20 protein-coding genes and 2 tRNA genes are annotated in these 24673 nt (G+C 34.3%); 15 read left to right on the top strand and 7 right to left on the bottom strand.

Translation table 11 applies throughout. The annotated features are described in order from the left end of the window. Positions 1-305: 305 nt before the first annotated feature. The gene (locus H3T56_RS04405; RefSeq protein ID WP_198192112.1) at positions 306-812 is read left to right on the top strand and encodes a helix-turn-helix domain-containing protein; all 507 of its coding nucleotides are present in this window, start codon (positions 306-308) and stop codon (positions 810-812) included. Beyond that, positions 710-1654 (top strand): IS3 family transposase, encoded by a 945-nt coding sequence (locus H3T56_RS04400; RefSeq protein ID WP_198192122.1) that lies wholly within the window; start codon positions 710-712, stop codon positions 1652-1654. Before H3T56_RS04405 ends, H3T56_RS04400 begins: the two co-directional genes overlap by 103 nt. 70 nt (positions 1655-1724) lie before the next feature. Here H3T56_RS04400 and fabB read toward each other — a convergent pair whose 3' ends face one another. After that, positions 1725-2936 (bottom strand): beta-ketoacyl-ACP synthase I, encoded by a 1212-nt coding sequence (gene fabB, locus H3T56_RS04395; RefSeq protein WP_065578940.1) that lies wholly within the window; start codon positions 2934-2936, stop codon positions 1725-1727. A gap of 311 nt (positions 2937-3247) precedes the next feature. Here fabB and H3T56_RS04390 point away from each other — a divergent pair, with 311 nt between their 5' ends. Next, a complete protein-coding gene (locus H3T56_RS04390; protein WP_065651269.1) occupies positions 3248-4513 on the top strand; it encodes a putative DNA modification/repair radical SAM protein in 1266 nt (421 codons plus the stop codon). Between the two features lie 3 nt (positions 4514-4516). Beyond that, complete coding sequence (locus H3T56_RS04385) at positions 4517-5314, top strand: TIGR03915 family putative DNA repair protein (protein ID WP_198192110.1); 798 nt, start codon at positions 4517-4519, stop codon at positions 5312-5314. Positions 5315-5359: 45 nt separating this feature from the next. Here the strand turns inward: H3T56_RS04385 and H3T56_RS04380 are convergent, their stop codons facing one another. Next, entirely contained in the window at positions 5360-6118 is a 759-nt protein-coding gene (locus H3T56_RS04380) for an MlaA family lipoprotein (protein WP_110453588.1), read from the bottom strand. Positions 6119-6245: 127 nt separating this feature from the next. Between H3T56_RS04380 and H3T56_RS04375 the strand changes: the two genes are divergently transcribed. Continuing rightward, a tRNA-Arg gene (locus H3T56_RS04375) sits at positions 6246-6317 on the top strand. 468 nt (positions 6318-6785) lie between these two features. Here H3T56_RS04375 and H3T56_RS11600 read toward each other — a convergent pair. After that, positions 6786-7361: a serine acetyltransferase gene (locus tag H3T56_RS11600; protein ID WP_086361304.1), complete on the bottom strand. Its 576-nt coding sequence runs from the start codon at positions 7359-7361 to the stop codon at positions 6786-6788. A 300-nt stretch (positions 7362-7661) separates the two neighbouring features. Here H3T56_RS11600 and H3T56_RS04365 point away from each other — a divergent pair, with 300 nt between their 5' ends. Then, the gene (locus H3T56_RS04365) at positions 7662-8756 is read left to right on the top strand and encodes an acyltransferase (RefSeq protein WP_165755954.1); all 1095 of its coding nucleotides are present in this window, start codon (positions 7662-7664) and stop codon (positions 8754-8756) included. 314 nt (positions 8757-9070) lie between these two features. Here the strand turns inward: H3T56_RS04365 and H3T56_RS04360 are convergent. Further along, positions 9071-9147 (bottom strand) — tRNA-Val (locus H3T56_RS04360). A 292-nt stretch (positions 9148-9439) separates the two neighbouring features. On the opposite strand from H3T56_RS04360, the gene recQ reads away from it, so the two are divergent. The 7 genes from recQ (at position 9440) to ruvB (ending at position 18447) form a co-directional block, all read left to right on the top strand. Beyond that, on the top strand, positions 9440-11269 hold the full coding sequence (gene recQ / locus H3T56_RS04355; protein WP_198192109.1) for a DNA helicase RecQ: 1830 nt from the start codon (positions 9440-9442) through the stop codon (positions 11267-11269). 105 nt (positions 11270-11374) lie between these two features. Further along, the gene (locus tag H3T56_RS04350; protein WP_370545497.1) at positions 11375-12601 is read left to right on the top strand and encodes a hypothetical protein; all 1227 of its coding nucleotides are present in this window, start codon (positions 11375-11377) and stop codon (positions 12599-12601) included. Positions 12602-12693: 92 nt separating this feature from the next. Then, positions 12694-13872, top strand: a complete 1179-nt coding sequence (locus H3T56_RS04345) for a M20 family metallopeptidase (RefSeq protein WP_065578934.1) — start codon at positions 12694-12696, stop codon at positions 13870-13872. A 251-nt stretch (positions 13873-14123) separates the two neighbouring features. Then, positions 14124-16190: a DNA polymerase III subunit gamma/tau gene (dnaX, locus tag H3T56_RS04340; protein WP_198192107.1), complete on the top strand. Its 2067-nt coding sequence runs from the start codon at positions 14124-14126 to the stop codon at positions 16188-16190. A gap of 34 nt (positions 16191-16224) precedes the next feature. Then, positions 16225-16563, top strand: a complete 339-nt coding sequence (locus H3T56_RS04335; protein WP_065578932.1) for a YbaB/EbfC family nucleoid-associated protein — start codon at positions 16225-16227, stop codon at positions 16561-16563. Positions 16564-16819: 256 nt separating this feature from the next. Beyond that, positions 16820-17428, top strand: a complete 609-nt coding sequence (gene ruvA / locus H3T56_RS04330; RefSeq protein ID WP_086356960.1) for a Holliday junction branch migration protein RuvA — start codon at positions 16820-16822, stop codon at positions 17426-17428. 14 nt (positions 17429-17442) lie between these two features. After that, positions 17443-18447: a Holliday junction branch migration DNA helicase RuvB gene (ruvB, locus tag H3T56_RS04325; RefSeq protein ID WP_065612869.1), complete on the top strand. Its 1005-nt coding sequence runs from the start codon at positions 17443-17445 to the stop codon at positions 18445-18447. Between the two features lie 84 nt (positions 18448-18531). Here ruvB and cysK read toward each other — a convergent pair whose 3' ends face one another. The 3 genes from cysK to yfbV all read right to left on the bottom strand — a co-directional run bounded on the left by cysK (position 18532) and on the right by yfbV (position 20846). After that, positions 18532-19497, bottom strand: coding sequence for a cysteine synthase A (gene cysK, locus H3T56_RS04320; protein WP_065612870.1), 966 nt, complete (start codon positions 19495-19497; stop codon positions 18532-18534). A gap of 376 nt (positions 19498-19873) precedes the next feature. Beyond that, positions 19874-20380 carry a primosomal replication protein PriC gene (priC, locus tag H3T56_RS04315; protein ID WP_165756039.1) on the bottom strand — a complete coding sequence of 169 codons (507 nt, stop codon included), beginning with the start codon at positions 20378-20380 and terminating at the stop codon, positions 19874-19876. A 10-nt stretch (positions 20381-20390) separates the two neighbouring features. Next, positions 20391-20846: a terminus macrodomain insulation protein YfbV gene (yfbV, locus tag H3T56_RS04310; protein ID WP_065612872.1), complete on the bottom strand. Its 456-nt coding sequence runs from the start codon at positions 20844-20846 to the stop codon at positions 20391-20393. 193 nt (positions 20847-21039) lie between these two features. Between yfbV and H3T56_RS04305 the strand changes: the two genes are divergently transcribed. Together H3T56_RS04305 and pta are read left to right on the top strand one after the other, a co-directional pair. Further along, complete coding sequence (locus H3T56_RS04305) at positions 21040-22245, top strand: acetate kinase (RefSeq protein WP_086356956.1); 1206 nt, start codon at positions 21040-21042, stop codon at positions 22243-22245. A gap of 70 nt (positions 22246-22315) precedes the next feature. Beyond that, positions 22316-24466, top strand: a complete 2151-nt coding sequence (gene pta / locus H3T56_RS04300) for a phosphate acetyltransferase (protein WP_198192106.1) — start codon at positions 22316-22318, stop codon at positions 24464-24466. The last annotated feature ends 207 nt before the right edge of the window (positions 24467-24673 follow it).

Below are 24673 nucleotides of genomic sequence, written 5' to 3'. Positions count from 1 at the left end.
TTAAATTCCTACTTATTGCTAACCCTTTTTTTTGACTTAAAATAAAGTATTTAAAAATCAATATATTAAAAAATCACTTAAAAAAAGGGTTTTTAATAGTAAAATTGCGCTTTGTCTTTTTAACAACTGCATTTATAGTATATTCGATTCTAGTTCACTGCCGTGTAGGTAGTTTATAAAGCACTCTAAACATTGAATTAAATCATATTTAAGTTCACTGACGTGTAGGTGGCCAAAAATCCATACAAACCGCCTTCTTGAAGTGACCCCCAATAGTTGGACAACCAATTACTGGGGGTCTTTTTATGTCAAAATATAGTCGAAAATTAAAAATTATCATAGCTAATGAATTCTTATCAGGAGAATCATCGAAAATTCTTTCAAAAAAATATGCGATATCTGCTCGTCAGATTCGATATTGGTCCCAAGTGGTTGCGATTCATGGTGGTAACGCCTTTCAACCAACACCTCATTTACGTCATGCCGAAGCAAGATTACAAGCACTAAAATTAATGTGGACAAATAATTGGTCTCTCGGGCACACTAGTGCTATGCTTAATTTAAGTTCCCCCGGGCTTCTATTTGTTTGGCTTGATAGATATCATAAAAAAGGTTTCCGAGGGCTTGAATATCGTTCCAGAGGAAGACCCTGTATGAAGCAACCCCGTATTGAACCCACTCACAGTGATGATGAAAAAACAATTGAAGAATTAAAAGAGGAAATTGCTTATCTACGAGCAGAAAATGCTGTTCTAAAAAAGTTAGAAGAGCTAAAGCAAGCAAAACGACAACAAACAAAGAAAAAACGTTAGTTGTTTTAGCTCTTAAATATCAGTATTCCTTAAAACATTTGCTATCAGCAACAAAACTGGCAAAAAGTGTTTTTTATTATCATGTTAATAGGTTGAAAACCCCGTCTGCTTATGAAAATGAGTTAAAACGTATTGAATCGATTTACCATGAACATAAAGGGCGTTATGGTTATCGCCGAATTCATTTAGCGTTGATAAATGAAGGAATTAAGCTCAATCATAAAACGGTACAACGATTAATGGGTCAACTTAATCTCAAATCGACAGTAAGACCTAAAAAATATCGTTCTTATCGTGGAGAGACAGGTAAAACAGTAGCTAATTATCTTAAAAGAGATTTTGAATCATCGAGACCGAATGAAAAATGGGTAACGGATGTCACAGAATTTAAGGTAAATGAACAGAAAATTTACCTATCGCCCATTATCGATTTATATAATCAAGAAGTAATCGCTTATAAAGTGGCTAAAAATGCACGTTTGACCTTGGTGACAGATATGCTTCAAAAAGGGATATCACGATTAAAACAGTGTGAAAAACCGTTACTACATAGTGACCAAGGCTGGCAATATAGAAATTGCCATTATCAGAAGCTACTAGCTAATAATGGCATCAAACAAAGTATGTCCAGAAAAGGAAATTGTTTAGATAATGCGGTAGCTGAAAACTTTTTTGGTCTATTAAAATCAGAAATGTATCATGGACAATGCTTTCAAGATGCAGATGAATTGATTGAAAAAATAGAAGAATATATAGAATACTACAACATCAAACGGATTAAGGCCAAATTAAAAGGCCTGACTCCGGTTGAATATCGAAATCAGGCCTTACAAGCCGCTTAATAAAAGTGTCCAACTTTATGGGGTCACTTCATAGGAACGGTTTTTTATTATTGGTTAGATAATTTTACAATTATCCTTGGTATTTTTTCATGACAATTGATGCATTAGTACCGCCGAAACCAAAGCTATTAGACATTACTGTGGTTAATTCACGTTCGGTTGGCTCGGTAATAATATTCATGCCTACTGCTTCATCTGCAAGTTCGTCAATATTGATACTTGGTGTAATAAAGCCGTGTTCAAGCATAAGTAGTGAATAAATCAATTCTTGTGCACCGGTGGCACTTAATGAGTGACCAGTCATGGATTTAGTTGAAGAGATAGCCGGGATATTATCACCAAATACTTGTTTGATTGCCCATAATTCTTTGACATCACCAACTGGAGTTGAGGTACCATGGGTATTGATATAATCAACTGGCCCATCAAGATCTTGAATAGCAAGCTGCATACAACGCATTGCCCCTTCACCAGATGGAGCTACCATGTCATAACCATCTGATGTTGCGCCATAACCAACAAGTTCACCATAGATATGTGCACCACGGGCAAGAGCATGTTCAAGTTCTTCAACTACTACCATTCCGGCACCGCCTGCGATTACAAAACCATCACGGTTTTTATCATAGGCACGAGATGCTTTTTCTGGTGTGTCGTTATATTTAGTTGATAAGGCGCCCATAGCATCAAATTCGCATGACATTTCCCAACATAGTTCTTCACCACCACCAGCAAACACGACATCTTGTTTACCAAGTTGAATAAGTTCAGCAGCATGACCAATGCAGTGTACTGATGTTGCACAAGCTGAAGTCATTGAGTAGCTAACACCTTTAATTTTAAATGGTGTCGCTAAACATGCAGAAATCGCTGATGACATCGATTTTGTTACTGCATAAGGGCCAACACCTCTTAAACCTTTTTCTTTCATGCCGGCAACAACATTATATTGAGTTTTGGTTGAGCCACCATAACCAGCGATAAGACCTGTGCGTGGATTAGATACTTGCTCTGGGGTTAATTTTGCATCTTCGATTGCTTGTTGTAGCGCAAGATATCCATAAATAGATGCATCGTTCATAAAACGGACAACTTTTCGATCGATTAATCCAGTTGTATCTAATTTGACATTACCACAAACATGACTACGCATTCCGCTATCTTTCATTTCTTGCGAAAAAGTAATACCACTTCGGCCTACTCTTAACGATTCTAAAACTTCTTTGGTATTATTCCCAATGCTTGAAAGAATACCTAATCCTGTAATTACTACACGTTTCATCTAATGCTCTACTCCTAAGTTAACTGGCTTCATATGAAAAATTGGTCTGATTATAGCGTACACTTGTAAGCTGAACAATACCCTCAGATTGATTTTATTTGTTAAGTTAATAAATAAAATTGGCATGACCGGTCAATAAATCAATTAATATGATTATATTTACGTTCTATTAATAATATCTTTATTAAATCAGTCTTAATCGCGAGTTTATTGAACAAATATTTTTTAAATTCGATCTGATTATTAACTTGCTTATACCAATAAAATCACTATAATACTGTAAATATATACAGTTGTTGGTAATGATTATGATTCAAGAGAAAATGATCTCAAAGCTTGAGATTTTAGCCGAATCTGCAAAATATGATATTTCATGTGCTTCAAGTGGTACTTCACGCAGTAATAAAAGTAAAGGTATTGGTAGTGCTTCGCGCTGTGGTATTTGCCATTCATTTACTGCTGATGGTCGATGCGTTTCGCTGTTAAAAATCATGTTAACTAATTATTGCATGTTTGACTGTGCTTATTGTATCAATCGCCAGAGTAATGATATTCCTCGTGCAGGATTTACGCCGAAAGAGTTAGCGGAACTGACGATTGAATTTTATCGTCGCAATTATATTGAAGGGCTGTTTTTAAGTTCGGGTATTGTCCGTAGTGCTGATCATACGATGGAAAAAATGATTCGTGTGGTCAAAATATTACGGCAAGAATATAACTTTAATGGTTATATTCATATGAAGGCGATTCCAGGTGCCAGCAATGAATTAATTCGTGAAGCAGGTTTACTCGTTGATCGAATGAGTGTCAATTTAGAGATCCCTACCGAGCGTAATTTAAAATTATTGGCGCCAGATAAAGATCATCAAACCATTTATCAACCAATGCGGCATATTCAGCAAAATTTGCTAGAAAATATTGAAGATCGTAAAAAAATCAAATCAACACCAAAATTTGTTCCGGCAGGGCAAAGTACTCAGGTGATTATTGGTGCGACAGATGAAACCGATAATCAAATTTTACAGCTCACCGCCAAGCTATATAAGCGACCAAGTATGAAACGGGTTTACTATTCGGGATTTATTCCAGTAAATAGTTATGATAAGCGATTACCGGTTTTGCAAGAAGTTCCAAGAGTGCGAGAAAATCGTTTATATCAGGCAGATTGGTTACTTCGTTTTTATGATTTTAGTGTCGATGAAATTGTAAATGATGAACATCCAGATCTTGATTTGACGGTTGATCCCAAATTATCTTGGGCGATTCGTAATCCGCAATTTTTTCCGGTTGATATCAATCGGGATAGTTACCAAAAAATCTTGCGCGTACCAGGTATTGGAGTTAAATCAGCAAAATTAATTGTTATGGCAAGGCGACATCGCAAACTAAATAAAGAGGCGCTCAAACGTATTGGTGTGGTGCTAAAACGTGCACAGTTTTTTATTATTTGTCATGAAATGAATACTTTCAAAGTATTGGATTCATCTGCTGAATATATACGTCTAAGTTTACAAGATACGCCTCGGCTTGAAGTAAAACAACAATCTATTCCACAACAACTGGTTATGGGATGGTAATTTATGCTAGCGTTTTATTATGATAAATCTTTTGAAGGGTTAATGTGCGCGGTATTTGATGCATTTAAACTAAAAAAAATGCCTGAATGTTTATTAGCTGAGGGCGAAGATGTGCCACTTTTGGTTACTGATTTTCATCAAGTTGAGTATCGCAACAGTAAGTATGAGCGTGTTTATTCTGCACTGCAAAAAAAATTATCGCAGATTGCACTAAATCAACTCTTGTTTACTTGGCTTTCAGAATTACCTAAAAGTGATTTAATTATTTTTCGCTATATTTGTAAAGTATTTAAGTCAACCAATTCGATTGAAACTGATTTTGCTGATGCGGATGTGTTAGCTGTTTATGATATAGCCAAAAAGGTAAATAAAGAAAAACATCATATTCAGCAATTTGTTCGCTTTAATAGCATTCAAAATCCAGCGAACAGTTGTGATAATAATGACAAAATTTACTTTGCGGTTATAGAGCCTATATATAACGCTTTACCGTTAACCACTCGATTTTTTAAAGATCGTTATGCCGATCAAAAATGGGCAATTTATGATGAAAAACGCCAATATGGTTATTTTTATGATTTAGATAAGATTGAGCAAATCTGCTTGAACGATAACGATCCTCTGATCGTTAATAAGCAAATTAACCAAGATTATCTAACTGATGATGAAAAATTGTTTCAAACCATGTGGAATCGTTATTGTCAGGCCTTAACCATTAAGGAACGAGTCAATCCAAGATTACAAAGGCAAAATATGCCTAGACGGTTCTGGCACCATTTACCCGAAATGCAAGGCAAATAAAAAACGCCGAATAAATCGGCGTTAATTAATGATAAATAGTAAAATTTATTGGGCATCAATTTCATCAATAATGCCGTTAATGCTTTGTTGGCGTTGTTGTTCTTTTTGCTCATCAACTTTACCGCCAGAGGCATTAAAATCATTGCGCTGGAAGTAAGCATTACGCATAAAGTTGTATGGGTCATCACTATTTTTAATTAAATCTTCATACTCAATGGCCACAGCTCGAGCTTCAATGCCATCAAATACACCGCGAACCAGTGCCCATTGCCAATCGATCCAAACAAGTGGTGGATATAAAGTATCAACCAGATCACCTCCTTCTTGACGAAGTGTTGCCGAACCATAGAAAGGTAATACAACATAAGGGCCATAAGGGACATCGTAATGACCTAATGTATCACCAAAACCACGTTTAGGACCTTTTTGTAATTGAGGATCTGCTACACTTGCAACATCAAATAAACCGGCAACACCAAAAACTGTATTAATAAAGAATCTTGCTAAATGTTTACCGGCTTCATGCCCTTCACCTTGTAAAGCACTATTTACCATTGATGCTGGTTCAGAAAGGTTAGATGAAAAATTAACTACCCCTTTACGAACTGGTGTTGGTACATAATCTTTCCACACTACGGCAGCAGGGCGCAAAATATAAGGGTCAAGCGCATAGTAGTTAACATTAAACATGGTTTTATTAAAACCCGATAACGGGTCACTATAACTATTTGTTTCAGCCTTATAGGTCGCACAACCTGTCAACGCTAAAACCGAGAACATCATACCTATAATTTTTTTTCTCATAATGCTACCGAATACAAGTGATAAAATGTCGAATGTAAGGATTGTATCATGTTTGCTTAAAATAGAAAATTTTTCATTATTTGATTGATATTGCATTGATAAATTTATTAGAATAAACGCCTTTGATGACCTCATAGTTAAATGGATATAACAAGCCCCTCCTAAGGGCTAGTTGTAGGTTCGATTCCTACTGGGGTCAATTTTATTTTAAATTCAAACTAATAAAATTTATCAGTGATGCAGTAATCTCCTTAAAGTTTTACTACATCAATATTTTATTAAATACCTTTTTTAACCCGCTCCCATTCAGTTTTTAAAACATTTTGCGTGTTTTTTGTTAGTTGTTTTTGATAAGAAGTTAGAATTTTATTTGATTTATCTTAATTCGGATTTAGCATAAGTTGTAAAAGTTATGAATTAAAGATTATGCTTTTAGCGAAATTTTATATAGCAGTTGTGGTTTATTTTTTTGTTAGTAGCAATTTTTTTATTTTTCGATGGTTTTATAAGCAATTTAAAATATACCAATTAAAATTCCCACTATTTTACGATATTAATTACACTGTAATCTGTTGTGTTATTTAAAATCGATGAATTGGTTCATTACTATATTGTTGAAATTATACATAGAATAAACTATGCTTTTTTTATTTAAATCAGTAGATAATTAATAATTGTTTTGAACAATTATATTACTCTTTTGAGTATAAACAGTACAATTATCAGGAATGTCTTTGTTTATAAATGACATGGCTCCAATTTTGACATTATTCCCAATAGTTATTTCGCCACCTAATATGATAGAGTTTGTCCCAATATAAACGTTATCACCAATTATTATGTTTATTGGCTCATGTCCTATACCTATGGTTACATTATGATGAACAATAAAGTTTTCTCCTATAGTTACATTTTTATTGATAGTAATAGAGTGTGGATGAACAATTGATAAATTTTTACCAATTTTAGTGCCTAACATTATATCAATACAGAACTGATTAATTAATTTCATCTGTATACGTTTTGCAATATCCTTCTGTTTTCTATTACCGTATAAATACATTTCGTTAATAAGTCGCCACCAAAATAGATATTTTTTTTGTAATGACCTTGTGCTTAAGTATGATTTTAATATTCTATAGATAGATATTTTTTTTCCACCAGTTAATTCGTTTAACCAACATTGTTTCAAATGCGTCAAATCATGATTAAGCAAAAAATGAATAATTTGTATGTATTTCATTGAAATAATCCTTTATTTTAACTGGTTTAATTCTAACATATTTAATTTATTAATCTTAAAAAACATTTGAGTCTAAAACCAAAAGAAGTTGTTAATATTAATTAGGCTCTAAATGATGAGATATAAAAAAATCAATTAATTTGATATTAACTTAATAAGTGTTAATATATAATAATAAGAAAAAATTTTATAACTAAATATATGAATATTAATTACTTTACTTTACTTTTTGTTGTTGTTAGTCCTTTTGTTTTTATGTCAATTATGTATTATTTTCTGCCGAAAAGAATTAAACATGTCTTGGTTGACGAAAAAAATAAATACCAAAATATTGATGGATTAAGAGGTATAGCCGCAATATGCGTAATGTTTGTTCATTCCTTGTTATCATATCATTTTCTTCATTTCAAAACATGGTGGGATCAAGATACTTTATCTCAAACATTTGATAAATCAGTAAATCTTGATATTGGTGCGACAATTTATTCCCTCGGTGGATTTGGTGTCTGTATTTTCTTTATGATTACCGGTTTTTTGTTTTATGATAAGCTTATCCGCTCTGAAGGACATATTAATATTAAAAACTTTTTTATAAAAAGATTTTTTAGAATTTCACCATTATATTATTTTGTAATTTTGTTGGTTTTTGTTTCCGCTTTAATCACTGGACCAGCTGAATTTTCAAGTCTTAAAAAATGTATCAAATCTTTTTTATCGTGGTTATGTTTTTATTTTGTAGACATAAAAACAATTTCTTCAATAGCTCCTGGTTCAGTACCTTTAGCTGGTGTTTTATGGACTTTAAAAATAGAGTGGATTTTTTATTTTTGTGTTCCGTTTCTAAGTTTATTTAATAGAAAAAAAATTGTTTCAATTGCATTTGTTTTGCTAGGGTTAGCGACTATTATTATCATAAATCAGTCTAAAATAATGGTATTAACTATTACTAATATCATACCTTTCTTTTTTGGGATGTTAGCCAGCTTAATTGCTAATAATTATTTAAAAATTAACAAAAAAATATTAGTTAACCACATAACCTCATTTATCATTTTATTAATAACAATGTTTTCTGTTTTTCTACATAATAAACCACTTGTTTATTGCTTATTATTAGGGTTGGTATTTATAGTTATTAGCAATGGTAATTCTGTTTTTGGACTATTAAAGACAAAAATCTTAATTTCACTTGGTACCATTAGCTATAGTATTTATTTAATTCATGGTTTGATTTTATTTCTAATAAATTTGGTATTTTTAAGAAATGGTAGCTATTTAGTCAATACATTAATAACAATATTTATAACATTATTGGTTAGCATATTTACGTTTTATTTTGTAGAAAGAACAGGTATTAATTTTGGTGGAAAAATAACTAAATCTAAAAAAAGTTGATCAATGAATCTTAGTTTCTGAAAGTCATTATGATAATCTGCATTTGGATTATCATATTTAGTTTTTTATTTGATAACTGATTTATGTAAACTTTAGTGATTTTTATTGTTACTCTATTTTTCAATAATTGTTATTTTGATTGATTATCGATTAATATTGTTTAGTGAAAATGATTAAGCGACGGCTCGCATAAATTAGTTATTTTGATATTAAAATAACTAATTATTGACATAGGGTAATCCCGGTTTTACCTCAACAGTTTTTTTTTAGGTGATTTAAATTTGTTGTAAGGCTTGTAGGATAAATCTTTGAATTGGTACGCCCGGGTGGACTCGAACCACTGACCCCCACCATGTCAAGGTGATGCTCTAACCAACTGAGCTACGGGCGTACATTTGAAACATGCAAATATTAGCTGGCAAATTGTTTTGTTTCAAGTAAAAAAAATCAAAATTAGTTGTTTTTTTAATCTTTTGCGTTTGTTTGTTGGAAAAACAGTCAATATTGTTAATCCAATAATATACAGATTCTTGTTTTTTGCCATTTTTACTCAACGATGTTATTTTTTGAAGAAATTCTATTTATTACGATTTGTAAATAAATGTAAATTCACGGTGGTTTGTTCATATCAAATTCGATATACTCCATAGAAAATAGATAAGGTATTACTGGTTCAGGTTAGTATGTCATTTAGAGATCAGATTGAGGACGTGTTACACAATGTTTTTGGTTACAAATCGTTTAGAAATCAGCAAAGAGATATAATTGAATCAGTTATTGCCGGACGAGATACATTAACCATTATTCCAACTGGTGGTGGCAAATCACTTTGTTACCAGATTCCGGCTGTATTATTGCCCGGTACAGCATTGGTTATTTCGCCACTTATTTCGTTAATGAAGGATCAAGTCGATCAATTATTAGTTAATGGGATTCCAGCCGCTTTTTTAAATGCAACTCAAGCTCCAGAAGAGCAACAAAATATTATTGAAAAATATTTAAATCATTCAATTAAATTATTATATATTTCACCTGAGCGACTGGCTGTGTCGTCCTTTTCTTCATTAATTACTGCTCATCCTCCTTCATTAATCGCTATTGATGAGGCGCATTGTATTTCACAATGGGGGCATGATTTTAGACCTGACTATCGTCAATTAAGCCATTTATCATTGCGTTTCCCTGAAGTGCCTATTATAGCGTTAACAGCAACTGCCGATAAATTGACTCAAGCTGATGTGATTAATCAACTTAATTTAATCGATCCTTTGGTGGTAGTGCGTAGTTTTGATCGGCCAAATATACGTTATACGGTAGTTGAAAAATTTAATCTTACTGAGCAAGTTGTCTCTTTTATTGAAACGCAAAAGGGGAATAGTGGTATTGTTTACTGTTCAAGTCGCTCCAAAGTTGAGGATATGACAACCAGACTTGCTAAAAGGGGGTTCTCTGTCGTTGCTTATCATGCTGGTTTAACCACTGCTGAACGTCAACAAGCACAGGAGAGTTTTTTGAAAGATAATGTGCAAATTATTGTTGCAACCGTCGCTTTTGGTATGGGAATTAACAAACCTAATGTTCGTTTTGTAGTGCATGCTGATTGCCCTAGAACAATTGAGGCATATTATCAAGAAACTGGTCGAGCTGGCCGGGATGGCGTTCCGGCAGAGGCACTTTTATTATTTAATAGTAAAGATCTAAATTGGTACCATCGACAAATCGCCGATAAACCAGAGAATAAACATAAGCAAGTTGAGCTACATAAGATACAAGCTATGGAGTCATTTGCCCAAAGTATGACTTGTCGGCGCACGGTATTACTTAACTATTTTGGCGAAAATAGAACCGAACCTTGCAACAACTGTGATATCTGTCTTTATCCTCCTGAGCATTATGATGGATTAATTGATGCACAAAAAATACTTTCTTGTATATACCGAGTTGAGCAGCGTTATGGTGCTCAATATGTTGTTGATGTACTACGAGGATCTTCGCGCTCGCAAATTAAAGAAAATGGCCATGACAAATTATCGGTTTATGGTATAGGTAAAGCGCATTCTTCTGACTATTGGCTTAGTGTAATTAGACAATTAATTTATTTGGGATATGTCAGTCAAAATATTTCCACCTTCACTACGTTACAATTGACCGAACAAGCACGTGCGATACTTAAAGGTCAAGTAGCCTTATCTTTAGCAAAACCACGTTTAGAAATCGTGAAGAAAAGTCGTTTAAATCGTTATGCTAGAGCGATTAATTTAACTACGATATTATCTTATGAAGAACGAATATTATTCAACAATCTTAAGCGGTTGCGCAAAGAAATTGCTGATATGGAAGATATTGCCCCCTATATTGTATTTAGTGATGCAACCTTGCTTGAAATGGTGCAAACTAAACCAGAAAGTAAGAAACAACTGATTAATGTTACCGGTGTTGGCAAAATTAAATTAGAAAAATATGGTAATCTTTTCTTAGACGAAATTAATGATTTTATGATAAAAAACTTATAACAATGTTTAAAATATTATCTATAATAGCTATTTTTTAAATCATTTTAATTATTTTTTATAATTTAATTTATTAAAAATGGAGTTTTTATGCCCACTATGAATGATATGCCACAGATGTTGGCATTAGTTTTATTGCTTATTATTTTATATCTAGGTGATGTTGTTTCAACACGGACTAAAGCTTGGATACCTTCAGTTTTTATTTGTGCTGTCCTGTTTTTATTAGGTTATTGGACATTCTTCCCAACTGATATTGTTGCTCGAGCAGGTATCCCAAATGTAGTAGCTGTTATGTTTATGTATTTATTGATTGTAAACATGGGAACTTTGTTATCAATAAATGAGTTGATACTACAATGGAAGACAATACTTATATCGCTTTCAGGAATTGTGGGTATTATTGTTGTTGCTATTATAGTTGGATATCTATTTTTTGACCTCAACACCATTATTGTCGCTATTCCACCATTAGTAGGTGGTATTGTTTCAGCTATTATTATGGCTAAAGGAGCAACTGAGGCAGGATTGCCAGATCTGGCTGTATTTGCAATTATAATCTATGTAATGCAAGGTTTTATTGGTTATCCATTAACATCAATTATGCTGAAAAAAGAAGGTCGCCGAGTATTGAAAAAATATCATGAAGGGACTTGGGTCGTTGAAAAAGATGTTAGCACTATGGATAAGCAAGCTGCAACTACTGATGAAAATCCGATGCCAAGTCTGTTTGCTAAAATTCCAGCAAGTTATAATTCTTCGTACTTTATCTTTTTACGTATTGCAATAGTGGGCTTTTTAGCTTACTCAGTATCGGAAGTATTGAAACCTGTCGTCAGTATTAGTCCATTTGTTTTATGTTTATTATTTGGTGTTGTTGCTGCTTCTTTAGGTTTTTTAGAACGTCACCCTTTAAAGAAAGCCGGTGGTTTTGGGCTTGCGGTTATGGGGTTAATGTTATTTATTTTTGATACTTTGAGCCGAGCAACGCCGGATATGTTAATTAGACTTATCACACCTTTAATTATTTTTATTCTTTCTGCTGTTGTTGGGATGTTTATTTTTTCGGTTATTGTTGGTAAAGTTTTAAAAGTAAGTAAAGAAATGGCTTTTTCGATCGCTTTAACAGCACTATATGGCTTTCCGGCTGATTATATTATCACTAACGAGGTTATTAATAATTTAACCAAAGATCCAAAAGAGAAAGAGGTATTAACCAGCCATATGTTACCACCGATGTTAATTGGAGGATTTATTTCAGTAACGATGGTATCGGTTGTATTAGCTGGCATCATGGTTAATATGATTGTTGGTCCGTTAACGCCAATCAAATAGTTGGAAATTTAATTATCAGATTCAACTTGTAGATTTGTGCAAATATGTGCACTATTAAAAGAATACATATGAAATATATAAAAGGTAGTAACATGATTAATCAAACTATTAAAGATTCAATAAAACAGAACATTAACGACATGATTACGTTTCGTCGTGATTTACATCGCCATCCAGAATTACCGTGGGAAGAATTTAGAACCACTGATAGAATTGCTGAAGAACTTGATAAAATTGGTATTACTTATCGACGCACTAAGCCGACAGGTATTATTGCTGAGATCCAAGGCGGTAAGCCAGGCAAAACGATTTTACTTAGGGCAGATATTGATGCTTTACCGGTTAAGGAATTAAGTACCAATATTGATTATCAATCCACTATTGATGGCAAAATGCATGCTTGTGGACATGATACTCATACCGCTATGCTGCTCACTGCTGCTAAAACGTTATATTCTATTCGGGAACAGTTAAAAGGTAATGTGCGATTAGTATTTCAGCCGGCTGAAGAAATTGCACAAGGGGCAAAAGGGATGATCGAACAAGGCGTACTTGAAGGTGTTGATAGCGCTTTTGGTATGCATATATGGTCACAAATGCCAGTTGGTAAAGTATCTTGTGTTGTTGGTTCAAGCTTTGCTTCAGCAGATCTATTAACGGTTAAATTTAAAGGTCGTGGTGGTCATGGTTCAATGCCACATGATACCGTGGATGCGGTTATGGTTGCATCTGCATTTGTTATGAATGTTCAATCAATTGTTTCTCGTGAAATATCGCCTCTCGATCCTGCGGTTGTGACTATAGGTCGAATGGATGTGGGTACGCGTTTTAACGTAATTGCTGAAAATGCGGTATTAGAAGGTACTGTGAGATGTTTTAATGTTGCAGTGCGTGAAAAAATTGAAGCTGCAATTAGACGTTATGCCAACCAAGTAGCAGCTATGTATAGAGCGACCGCTGAAGTCGAGTATATCTATGGGACCTTACCAGTTATAAACGATAAAGAAAGCGCACTATTAGCACAAAAAGTCATTGTTGAATCATTTGGTGAAGATGCATTGTATTTTGAAGCACCAACTACCGGTGGTGAAGACTTTAGTTATTATACTGAAAACATTCCTGGTGCTTTTGCTTTAGTTGGATCTGGTAATCCTGAAAAAGATACTCAATGGCCACATCACCATGGCTGTTTTAATGTTGATGAAGATGGTATGGCGTTAGGTGCAGAATTTTATGCACAATATGCATGGGCCTATTTAAATCAAGATTAGCCATTCATAATTAATCATCAATTGATTATTTTCTTTACTTATCAACCTTCGATTTACTGTTTGAAGGTTGATAAATCATTTTTCAATAAATTAACTCCCCAAAACAGCCTAATAATTTGAAAATTTGTGCAAAGGGGATTTTATTGCTAAAAAATCTAACCTAATATCGAATCGGTTATCGGCATCTTAAAGACTAAATTGACACTTTATGGTATGATTAGCAAAATTTATTAGTAAAAGTAATGGTGATTATGAGTTATCAAGTCTTAGCACGTAAGTGGCGACCAAAATCATTTTCTGAAGTAGTAGGGCAACAGCATGTTTTAAAAATTTTATCTAATGCTCTTTCTCTTGGTCGAGTACATCACGCTTATCTGTTCTCTGGTACTCGAGGTGTAGGTAAAACTTCGATTGCTCGATTATTAGCCAAAGGTTTAAATTGTGAAAGTGGTATAACGGCAACGCCTTGTGGTGTTTGTGATAATTGTCGTGAGATTGAACAGGGGCGTTTTGTTGACTTACTCGAAATTGATGCTGCCTCACGTACTAAAGTCGAAGATACTCGGGAAATTTTAGATAATATTCAATATTTGCCAAGCAAAGGCCGTTTTAAGGTTTACTTAATCGATGAAGTACATATGCTCTCTCGTAGTAGCTTCAATGCTTTATTAAAAACATTGGAAGAACCACCAGAACACGTTAAGTTTTTATTAGCAACAACTGATCCGCAAAAATTACCTATCACTATTTTATCGCGCTGTCTGCATCTGCACTTAAATGTGCTTGATACATCATTAATTGCTGAGCAACTAAAACATATTTTGCAATTAGAACAAATTGACAGTGAACCACGAGCAATACAGCTGTTAGCTAAAGCAGCAAATGGTAGTATGCGCGATGCATTAAGTTTAACCGATCAAGCAATAGCGCTTGGTAATGGTAAAATTGATGCAGCGTCAACAGCCTCCATGCTTGGTACTTTAGATAAAGCAATTCCTTTTTCATTAATTAATGCTCTTTATCAAAATGATGGTAATACTTTGATGCAACAGATTGAAGCGGCTGCTGTGCAAGGTGCAGATTGGGATAATTTATTAGCCGAATCTATTGCTTTGTTACATCAAATTGCCTTATTACAAGTTGTGCCGACAGCATTGGGTGATTATACAGATAATGAAGAACAGTTACGCTTCTTAGCTCAATATATGGCGCCTAATGATGTGCAACTGTTTTATCAAATTTTATTAATGGGTCGGAAAGAACTTGCTTTTGCACCAGATAAAAAAATGGGTGTTGAAATGAGTTTTTTACGCGCTTTAGCATTTATGCCTAAAAATGTCGATGCGATTATGCCACCAGCTGCAACAGCGACTACACCGACTACACCGACAAAAAAAGTTGAATCGCCTATTAGAACACAACCAGCTCAGGTTGTGACGACTTCATCACAAAACGCAAATGAGGCAGCGCCTATACAGCAAACTGTTAAGTCAGCTATTGAGAATCAGCAATTAAATGACAGTACAATAGTAAGACCAGCTACTAGTGATGAAAATACTGTTTCACAACCAGAAATATCACTTCCTGATGATGCATCATCAATCACTAAAAATATTTTAGAGATGCGAATGCAGTTAATGAAAGAGGAACAAAAGCCAAAAAAGCCTGAATTGGTTGATCACCATCAACCATCTAATTCTTTAATTAACAGTAAACGGGATGACGTTCAGCAGCTTGCCAAGCTAGGCAATGATAGTGAAAAAAGTGATGAGGAAGTGGAACAAGAAGAGATAACTGCTGAAAATTATCAATGGCAGGCTTGTGGCATAGTTGAAACAAAAAATGAACCAGCACTTGATGCAAAAACATTATGCGATTCTTTCAAAGTTGATAAAACGCCAGAAATGGTTAAAAAATTAATTGTCGAAATGGCTGAAAAAGACGCTTGGTGTGCTGAAATTGAACAATTAGAACTTGCGCCATTAATTAAACAAATTGCGATTAACTCCTACCCTGAATTAATTGATGATAATCATATTATTTTGCATACGCGTTCGGCTGTGGAGCATCTAGCTAAATCGTCAGCAAATTGTATTAAGTTGCGAACTGCGCTGTCAAATTATCGTCAAAAAACACTCAATCTAGAGGTGGTGATTGATGATAATAAGGCTAATAAGACACCGTTAGAATTGCGTGAGGATTTATATCAACAAAAGCTTGAACAAGCTAAATTGACGATTCATCAAGATCCTAAAGTTGAGACGATTTGTCAATATTTTGATGCCAAGATTGATGAATCGAGTATTCGTCCTGTATAATTACAGAATAAATGTTTTTTAATGAGGAATAATTATGTTTCCAGGTGGAAAAGGCGGTTTGGGTAATTTGATGAAACAAGCCCAACAAATGCAAGCAAAAATGCAGCAAGCTCAGGAAGAAATTGCTAAATTAGAAGTTACCGGTGAGTCAGGTGCTGGTATCGTTAAAGTAACTGTAAATGGTGCGCATAGTTGTAAACGTGTGGAAATTGATCCATCTTTATTAACTGAAGATGATAAAGAAATGTTAGAAGATTTGATTGCGGCTGCTTACAATGATGCAACTCGTCGTTTAGAAGAAGCGCAAAAAGAAAGAATGGCTCAAGTAACTGGCGGCATGCAATTACCTCCAGGCTTTAAAATGCCATTTTAAGTTGAAAAATTAATCAGATATCGTCTTATGCATTTTGCCGACTAAGTCGGCAAAATTTCTTTTTATCTCCTGTCTATTTATACAGTTTTTCTTTATTAATTTTTTCCTATCAGGTAAACTAACTGATAATTACATTCAATTCACTTTCAATGTTGATTATATCAATTTGATTAATCTAGAATCTTAAATATTGTTTAATTTAGGGTTATTTTAAGCAAACTTATTTAATCAACATTAAATTTATTAAGGATATATTGTGATAGGTCGTTTACGTGGAATCATTATTGAAAAACAACCACCTAAAGTATTAATTGAAGTTGGTGGTGTTGGCTATGAAGTTTTTATGCCAATGACCTGTTTTTATGAGTTACCCGACAATGGCAAAGAGGTAATTGTGTTAACTCATTTTGCTGTTCGAGAAGATGCTCAAGTGCTTTATGGTTTTAATCATGAACAAGAACGAGAGTTATTTCGTGAATTAATTAAAGTTAATGGCGTTGGCCCAAAATTAGCCCTGGCGATTTTATCTGGAATGTCAGCAGCGCAATTTATTAATGCTGTTGAACAAGGTGAAATTAAAACATTGGTCAAATTACCGGGGGTAGGGACTAAAACCGCTGAACGATTAATTGTTGAAATGAAAGATCGTGTTAAACGCTTTGGTGAAGAACTATCAAATGTTAACCCGGCTATTGATATTGGTGATATTAAAAAATCATCCAACCAAATTGAAAGTGAAGCAGTTTCAGCGCTTATTGCTTTGGGTTATAAACCACAAGAAGCCAGCCGTATTATTAGTAAAGTCATTAAACCAGAAATGGATTGTGAAATGCTAATACGTGAAGCATTAAAGTCAGTATTATAAAGTAGGTATTGATAATGATTGAAGCGGATCGTTTAATTGCTCCACAGGCACAAAAAGAAGAAGAGTCTTTAGATCGAGCCATTCGTCCTAAGTATTTGGATGAATATATTGGCCAACCTCAAGTTCGTGAGCAGATGAAAATTTTTATTCAAGCTGCTAAACAGCGTAGTGACGCACTTGATCATGTTTTAATATTTGGTCCTCCAGGTCTAGGTAAAACTACATTGGCAAATATTGTTGCTAATGAAATGAATGTTAATTTACGTACCACATCAGGCCCTGTATTGGAAAAAGCGGGTGATTTAGCTGCTATGCTAACCAATTTAGAACCTAATGATGTGCTATTTATTGATGAAATTCATCGATTATCGCCAGTTGTTGAAGAAATCTTATATCCGGCAATGGAAGATTATCAACTTGATATTATGATTGGTGAAGGGCCAGCAGCACGTTCAATTAAAATAGATCTGCCTCCTTTTACCCTCATTGGCGCAACGACTCGAGCGGGCTCATTAACGTCGCCATTACGTGATCGCTTTGGTATTGTGCAACGACTTGAGTTTTATCGTGTAGAAGATTTGGAATATATTGTTAGCCGTAGTGCAAAATTTTTAGGTATGGATCTTTCTAAAGAAGGGGCTTACTTAATTGCTAAACGATCTCGAGGTACGCCACGGATTGCTAACCGTTTATTACGACGAGTTAGGGATTATGCTGATGTTAAATCTAAAGGCGTTATTGATGAACGAATTGCCACTCAAGCATTAGATATGTTAGATGTAGATAATGAAGGCTTTGATTATATGGATCGTAAGTTACTTCTGGCTATTATCGAGAAATTTATGGGTGGGCCAGTAGGTTTAGATAATATTGCAGCTGCAATAGGTGAAGAGCGTGAAACTATTGAAGATGTGTTAGAACCATTTTTGATTCAACAAGGTTATATCCAAAGAACGCCGAGAGGCCGAATTGCCACACCTCATGCTTATCGACATTTTGGTATTGTTCAAGATGATTAACTAGACCAACTGACTTTCAGTTTAAATTGCCGAATATTTGATAAAACACCGCCGATTGGCGGTGTTTTGCTTTTGTAGTATAAATTAACCGAGTTCTTTTTCAGTAAAAATACCACTGAATAAATCAGTACTAAGATAACGTTCACCTGAAGATGGTAAGATAACCACGATGGTTTTATTGGCATTTTCTGGTAGTCGCGCCAAGCGGTCAGCAGCAAATACTGCCGCACCGGACGAAATTCCTGCTAAAATACCTTCTTTTTCCATTAATAGCCGCGCAGTATCGATAGCATCTTCATTGCTTACTTTTTCGACCAAGTCAATCAAACTTAAATCTAAATTATCAGGAATGAATCCTGCACCAATACCTTGTATTTTATGTGGTCCTGGTTTGATTGGCTCACCAGCAAGTGCTTGGCTAATAACAGGTGAGGTACTTGGTTCAACCGCTACTGCAGTGATGTTTTTACCTTGTGTTTTTTTAATATACTTAGTTACACCAGTAAAAGTCCCACCAGTGCCGACACCAGCAACAAAAATATCGACTTGTCCATCTGTGTCAAGCCAGATTTCTGGTCCGGTAGTTTTTTCATGAATTTCTGGATTAGCGGCATTACTGAATTGTTGCAGCATAATATTGTGTTTAGGATTACTAGCAACAATCTCTTCCGCTTTTTCGATTGCGCCTTTCATTCCTTTAGCTGCATCGGTTAGCACGAGATTAGCACCTAAAGCTTTTAAAAGTTTACGGCGTTCAATGCTCATGCTTTCAGGCATGGTTAAGGTTAATTTATATCCACGAGCAGCTGCAACCGCAGCAAGTGCGATACCAGTATTACCACTGGTTGGCTCGATAAGTTCAACATCAGGGTTTAATAAACCACGTTTCTCAGCATCCCAAATCATATTTGATGCAATGCGACACTTGATACTGAAACTAGGATTACGAGATTCTACTTTGGCTAATATATTTCCTTGTCCGAAATGTTTTAATCGAACTAAAGGTGTATGGCCAATGGTCTGTGAATTATCATCAAATATTTTACTCATGTTTGAATCCTTTTTTATTGCCTAATGATAAATAGTATCACTTTGTTAAGATTAATATCATTATAAATATAACTATAAAAGATGAAACTAATTAATAATTATAACAATATGCATTTTGGGAATAAGCAATAGATTAAAAGAGCAAATGCTTGAACATTATCATGATGAAAAACGGATTGGCTTAAATTGGCAGGTATATCTATCGCCAAATTACAGTAAGTCTACTAAATTTATGTTGTACATATAAAAAAGGTAATATAAATTAATATTTTGATAAAGAGTAATAATTAGCTAAAAGATAATTTCTTATCCGTATAGTAAACTTTTTAGAAAAAGGAAAATTTTAAGCGCAATATATTGATAAAAATAATTCAATTTAATCGAAGACGTCATTTTCCATATCTAACTCAATTTTTTTAATCGCTTGTTCACAACGATATATACGATTATCTAATGCTGCTATTTTTGTATAATCAATAGCCTCAGGTGATAGTTCTAATTCGTATTTCATCTCTTGCAATCGACGTAGATAATCTAAATGTCTGGAATGTTTTTCCGCAACGGTTTCTTTAATCACGTAACTGGTTGGTTGCTTACGTAAATGTACAGTAGCAAGTTCTCGACTTAGAGCAGTGATTTGGTCAATAAGTTTTTCTGATAAAAATTCAATTTGACTCAGTTTTTCGGTTAAAGCGGCATCACAGAGGGATTGATAAGTAAGCTTAATCTTATCGATATAAAATTGGAAATCGACTTCAATCTTACTGCTATTAAACAGATGTTCATCAAAATAGTGTTCTTGATAAGCAGGTTGATCTGATAGGTTGATCTGTTGCTCAAGTTGATTGATCTGCTCTTTTAATTTTTCCAAAAAGTTCTGCATAAATATATCTTCATTGTTGGTTAGATGTATCATCATCTTGTCCAAAATAATTGCCTAAATGAATTTTAGATAGATTCATCAATTTCATTAATGCTTCAAACGTTAATTTTTCATTAGGATTGCGATTTGGACTGATTACTTTTTTTTCGATTAGTTGTAATTTAATACGGTTATAATCATCAACCAAATTTAGTGGTAATGGTGATTGAGATCGATAGCCTAACCATAATATTCCTTGAATGGGTAAGCTCAAAGCAAATAAAATGGTAACAATAGTTACCGCTAATTGTGCTGGTAAATAATATTGCCAAACAATTAAGCCAATAATAATTGGTGGTAAGATTTTTTTCGCGGTTTTTATGTGGTTAATAATTTTTAATTCCGGAAATGAATATGAAAGCGCCTTATCTTTGGGGCAAAGATCCATATATGTTTGACCTGCCTTAAATTTTTTAACTAAATTCATCTGATTTGGATTCCTCGACATTCACATTTTAATGTCTTAAAATAGTGTCATTCAAATTGGGGGCTCTCTTTATTTTATCTTAAAAACCAAGATATCAGAAGTCGCCTTGTATATCACATTGATTATTTAATCATGTGTAGAGTTACCAATTTTGATTGGTATATATCTTTTTATTCAATTTATAGGAATTACTATGTCATCAAGTAATAACGCTCTTGTTCTGAATTGTGGAAGTTCATCTTTAAAATTTGCAATCATAAACCCTGAAAATGGTGATGAATTTTTATCTGGCTTAGCTGAATGTTTTCACCTTCCTGATGCTCGTATTAAATGGAAATTAGATGGTGAAAAGAAAGAAGCTTCTTTAGGTGCTGGTGCAGCGCATAGCGAAGCAATTAGATTTATTGTAAACAGTATTTTTCCACAAAAACCAGAATTATTAGATAGTATCAAATCAATTGGGCACCGTATTGTTCATGGTGGTGAGAAATATACCCAATCAGTTGTAATTGATGATTCAGTATTAAAAGGGATTGAAGAAGCAGCAGCTTTCGCACCTTTACATAATCCAGCTCATTTAATTGGTATTCGTGAAGCTTATGTTGCTTTTCCTCATTTAAAAGATAAAAACGTCGCAGTATTTGATACCGCATTCCATACTACAATGCCTAAAGAAGCATATTTATATGCAATTCCTAATGAATTATATACTAAACATGGTATTCGTCGTTATGGAGCTCATGGTACAAGTCACTATTATGTTAGCCGTGAAGCTGCTAAATTATTAAATAAACCTGTAGAAGAAACTAACGTGATTACTTGTCACTTAGGTAATGGTGCCTCTATTACTGCAGTTAAAAATGGTAAATGTGTTGAAACTTCAATGGGATTAACGCCACTTGAAGGTCTAGTTATGGGTACTCGTAGTGGTGATATTGATCCGGCTATTATGTTCTTCTTACATGACAACTTAAAAATGTCTGTTGCTGACATTAACAATTTATTAAACAAAAAATCTGGTTTACTAGGTTTAACAGGGGTTAGCAGTGACTGTCGTTATGTAACCGAAAATTACGATAAAGATGAAAATGCAAAAAATGCCTTAGATGTTTTTGTTCATCGTTTAGTAAAATACATTGGTGGTTATGCAATGTTATTAGACGGTCGTCTAGATGCAATCGTATTTACTGGCGGTATCGGCGAAAATTCTGAAGAAGTTCGTCGTATGACTTTACAAAAATTAAGCTTACTTGGTTTTGAACTTGATCAAGAACGCAACTTAGCGGCTCGTTTTGGTAAAGGTGGTAAAATTACTAAAGATGGTTCAGCAATCGCGATGGTAATTCCAACCAATGAAGAACTTGTCATTGCTCAAGATGCTGCACGTTTAACAGCTTAAAAGCTTTTAAAACCGCCTACAAGGCGGTTTGTTTTTTGGATTTAATAAAAGAATTAAGAGGAAACAAATTATGTCTCGTACCATTATGCTGATTCCAACAGGTACCAATGTTGGTTTAACAGGTGTAAGTCTAGGTGTTATTCGAGCAATGGAGCGTCAAGGTATTAATTTAAATGTATTTAAACCTGTTGCGCAACCAAGAGCAGGTGGCGATGCCCCTGATAATACAACTACTTTAGTTAGCTCAAACACATCCATTCCTACTTTAAAACCGTTAAAAATGAGTCATGTTGAGAACCTATTAGGTTTAAATCAACAAGATGTATTAATGGAAGAAATTGTCGCTCTGTATGCTGAAAATACCAAAGGTGCTGATGTTGTTTTAGTTGAAGGTATTGTACCGACAACTGATTATCCATTTGCTAATGAGTTAAATAATAACATTGCTAAAACACTTGGCGCTGAAATTATTTTTGTTGTAAATATGGGTAAAGATAATCCTGAACAGTTAAAAGATCGTATTGAGATTGCCCGTTCTAATTTTGGTGGCATTAAAAATGATAAGATTATTGGTGTCATTGTTAATAAAGTCAATGCTCCAGTTGAAGAGCAAAATCTTGCCCGTCCTGATGTGGCCGAAATTTATCATACGCCAAAATTTGATAATAAAAAAATCACTATTAAGGATTTAAGCGAGCATAGTCCATTACCAGTTCTTGGCTGTATTCCTTGGAATATTGATTTGAGTGCTTGCCGAGCAATCGATATTGCTAAACATTTTGATGCAAAAATTATTAATGAAGGTGCAATTAAAAATCGTCGAATTAAACACGTTTCTTTCTGTTCTCGTAGCGTCCAAAATATCATCAATCACCTGCAACCAAATGCGCTTTTAGTAACTTCAGCCGACCGCGCTGATGTATTGGTTACTATTAGTTTAGCAGCGATGAATGGTGTTGCCATTGGCGGGGTATTACTAACTGGTGGTTACGAGATTGATGACAAAGTGTATAAGTTATGTCAACCAGCATTTGATACTGGTTTACCGGTATTTACGGTTAAAACAAATACATTCCAAACTTCAATTAACTTACAACAATTTAATCTAGAAATCCCAGTTGATGACAAAGAGCGTATGGATAATACTCAAAACTTTGTTGCTGACCATATTGATGCAAATTGGATTAAATCATTAAATGAAGTTGTAAATTCTGCACGACGTTTATCTCCTCCTGCATTCCGTTATCAATTAACTGAACTTGCTCGTAATGCGAAAAAAGTGGTGGTATTACCAGAAGGCGACGAACCAAGAACCGTTAAAGCTGCTGCAATTTGTGCTGAGCGTAACATTGCAAAATGTTTGCTGATTGGTAATCCAGATGAAGTTCGTAAAGTGGCTGCATCACAAGGTGTTACCTTAGGCGCTGGTGTTGAAATTGTTGATCCAGAACGTATTCGTGAAAAATATGTACCACGTTTAGTCGAATTGCGTAAAAACAAAGGTATGACAGAAGTCATTGCTCGTGAGCAATTAGCAGATAATGTAGTACTTGGTACAATGATGCTTGAAGCAAACGAAGTTGATGGTTTAGTTTCAGGTGCAGTACACACTACAGCGAATACAATTCGTCCACCATTACAATTAATCAAAACTGCACCAGGAAGCTCACTTGTATCATCAGTGTTCTTTATGTTGATGCCAGACCAAGTGTATATCTACGGTGACTGCGCAATCAATCCAGATCCGAATGCACAAGAGCTTGCGGAAATTGCTATCCAATCTGCTGATACTGCAATTGCCTTTGGTATTGAACCACGCGTTGCAATGATCTCTTACTCAACCGGTAGTTCTGGTCAAGGTGCCGATGTTGAGAAAGTGAAAGAAGCTACTCGTATAGCACAAGAAAAACGCCCTGATCTAATGATCGATGGTCCATTACAATATGATGCTGCCGTTATGCCTGATGTGGCAAAATCTAAAGCACCTAATTCACAAGTAGCTGGTAAAGCAACAGTATTTATCTTCCCTGATTTAAATACTGGTAACACCACTTACAAAGCGGTACAACGTTCAGCGGATCTTGTCTCAATTGGTCCTATGTTACAAGGTATGCGTAAACCTGTGAACGACTTATCACGTGGTGCATTGGTAGATGATATTGTTTATACTATCGCATTAACAGCTATTCAATCAGCACAAGAACAAAATGCTGCTAAATAGTTAGTATTTATACGGCAATTTATGAGAGGTTATTAATAACCTCTCATTTTTATTTCACCTACCAATCCTCTTATTTTTAAATACGGTTTTTTGATTGCAATTCAATAAATGACAAAATACTTTTGGGACTGGTTTTTAGCTCTTTAGGGTTTATATTTATGTGATATAAATTATATAAATGTGAATTTACTATCTGTTTAAACTATT

Origin of the sequence: Gilliamella sp. W8123 (assembly GCF_016101085.1) — a bacterium.
GTDB classification, from domain to species: Bacteria; Pseudomonadota; Gammaproteobacteria; order Enterobacterales; family Orbaceae; genus Gilliamella; species Gilliamella apis.
This window is presented reverse-complemented; position numbering and strand designations above follow the sequence as displayed.

Coding starts and splice junctions, on each gene's coding strand:
- H3T56_RS04405 (WP_198192112.1), top strand. CDS start 306: ATGTCAAAATATAGTCGAAAATTAAAAATTATCATAGCTAATGAATTC.
- fabB (WP_065578940.1), bottom strand. CDS start 2,936: ATGAAACGTGTAGTAATTACAGGATTAGGTATTCTTTCAAGCATTGGG.
- H3T56_RS04385 (WP_198192110.1), top strand. CDS start 4,517: ATGCTAGCGTTTTATTATGATAAATCTTTTGAAGGGTTAATGTGCGCG.
- H3T56_RS04380 (WP_110453588.1), bottom strand. CDS start 6,118: ATGAGAAAAAAAATTATAGGTATGATGTTCTCGGTTTTAGCGTTGACA.
- H3T56_RS11600 (WP_086361304.1), bottom strand. CDS start 7,361: ATGAAATACATACAAATTATTCATTTTTTGCTTAATCATGATTTGACG.
- recQ (WP_198192109.1), top strand. CDS start 9,440: ATGTCATTTAGAGATCAGATTGAGGACGTGTTACACAATGTTTTTGGT.
- H3T56_RS04350 (WP_370545497.1), top strand. CDS start 11,375: ATGCCACAGATGTTGGCATTAGTTTTATTGCTTATTATTTTATATCTA.
- H3T56_RS04345 (WP_065578934.1), top strand. CDS start 12,694: ATGATTAATCAAACTATTAAAGATTCAATAAAACAGAACATTAACGAC.
- dnaX (WP_198192107.1), top strand. CDS start 14,124: ATGAGTTATCAAGTCTTAGCACGTAAGTGGCGACCAAAATCATTTTCT.
- H3T56_RS04335 (WP_065578932.1), top strand. CDS start 16,225: ATGTTTCCAGGTGGAAAAGGCGGTTTGGGTAATTTGATGAAACAAGCC.
- ruvB (WP_065612869.1), top strand. CDS start 17,443: ATGATTGAAGCGGATCGTTTAATTGCTCCACAGGCACAAAAAGAAGAA.
- cysK (WP_065612870.1), bottom strand. CDS start 19,497: ATGAGTAAAATATTTGATGATAATTCACAGACCATTGGCCATACACCT.
- priC (WP_165756039.1), bottom strand. CDS start 20,380: ATGCAGAACTTTTTGGAAAAATTAAAAGAGCAGATCAATCAACTTGAG.
- yfbV (WP_065612872.1), bottom strand. CDS start 20,846: ATGAATTTAGTTAAAAAATTTAAGGCAGGTCAAACATATATGGATCTT.
- H3T56_RS04305 (WP_086356956.1), top strand. CDS start 21,040: ATGTCATCAAGTAATAACGCTCTTGTTCTGAATTGTGGAAGTTCATCT.
- pta (WP_198192106.1), top strand. CDS start 22,316: ATGTCTCGTACCATTATGCTGATTCCAACAGGTACCAATGTTGGTTTA.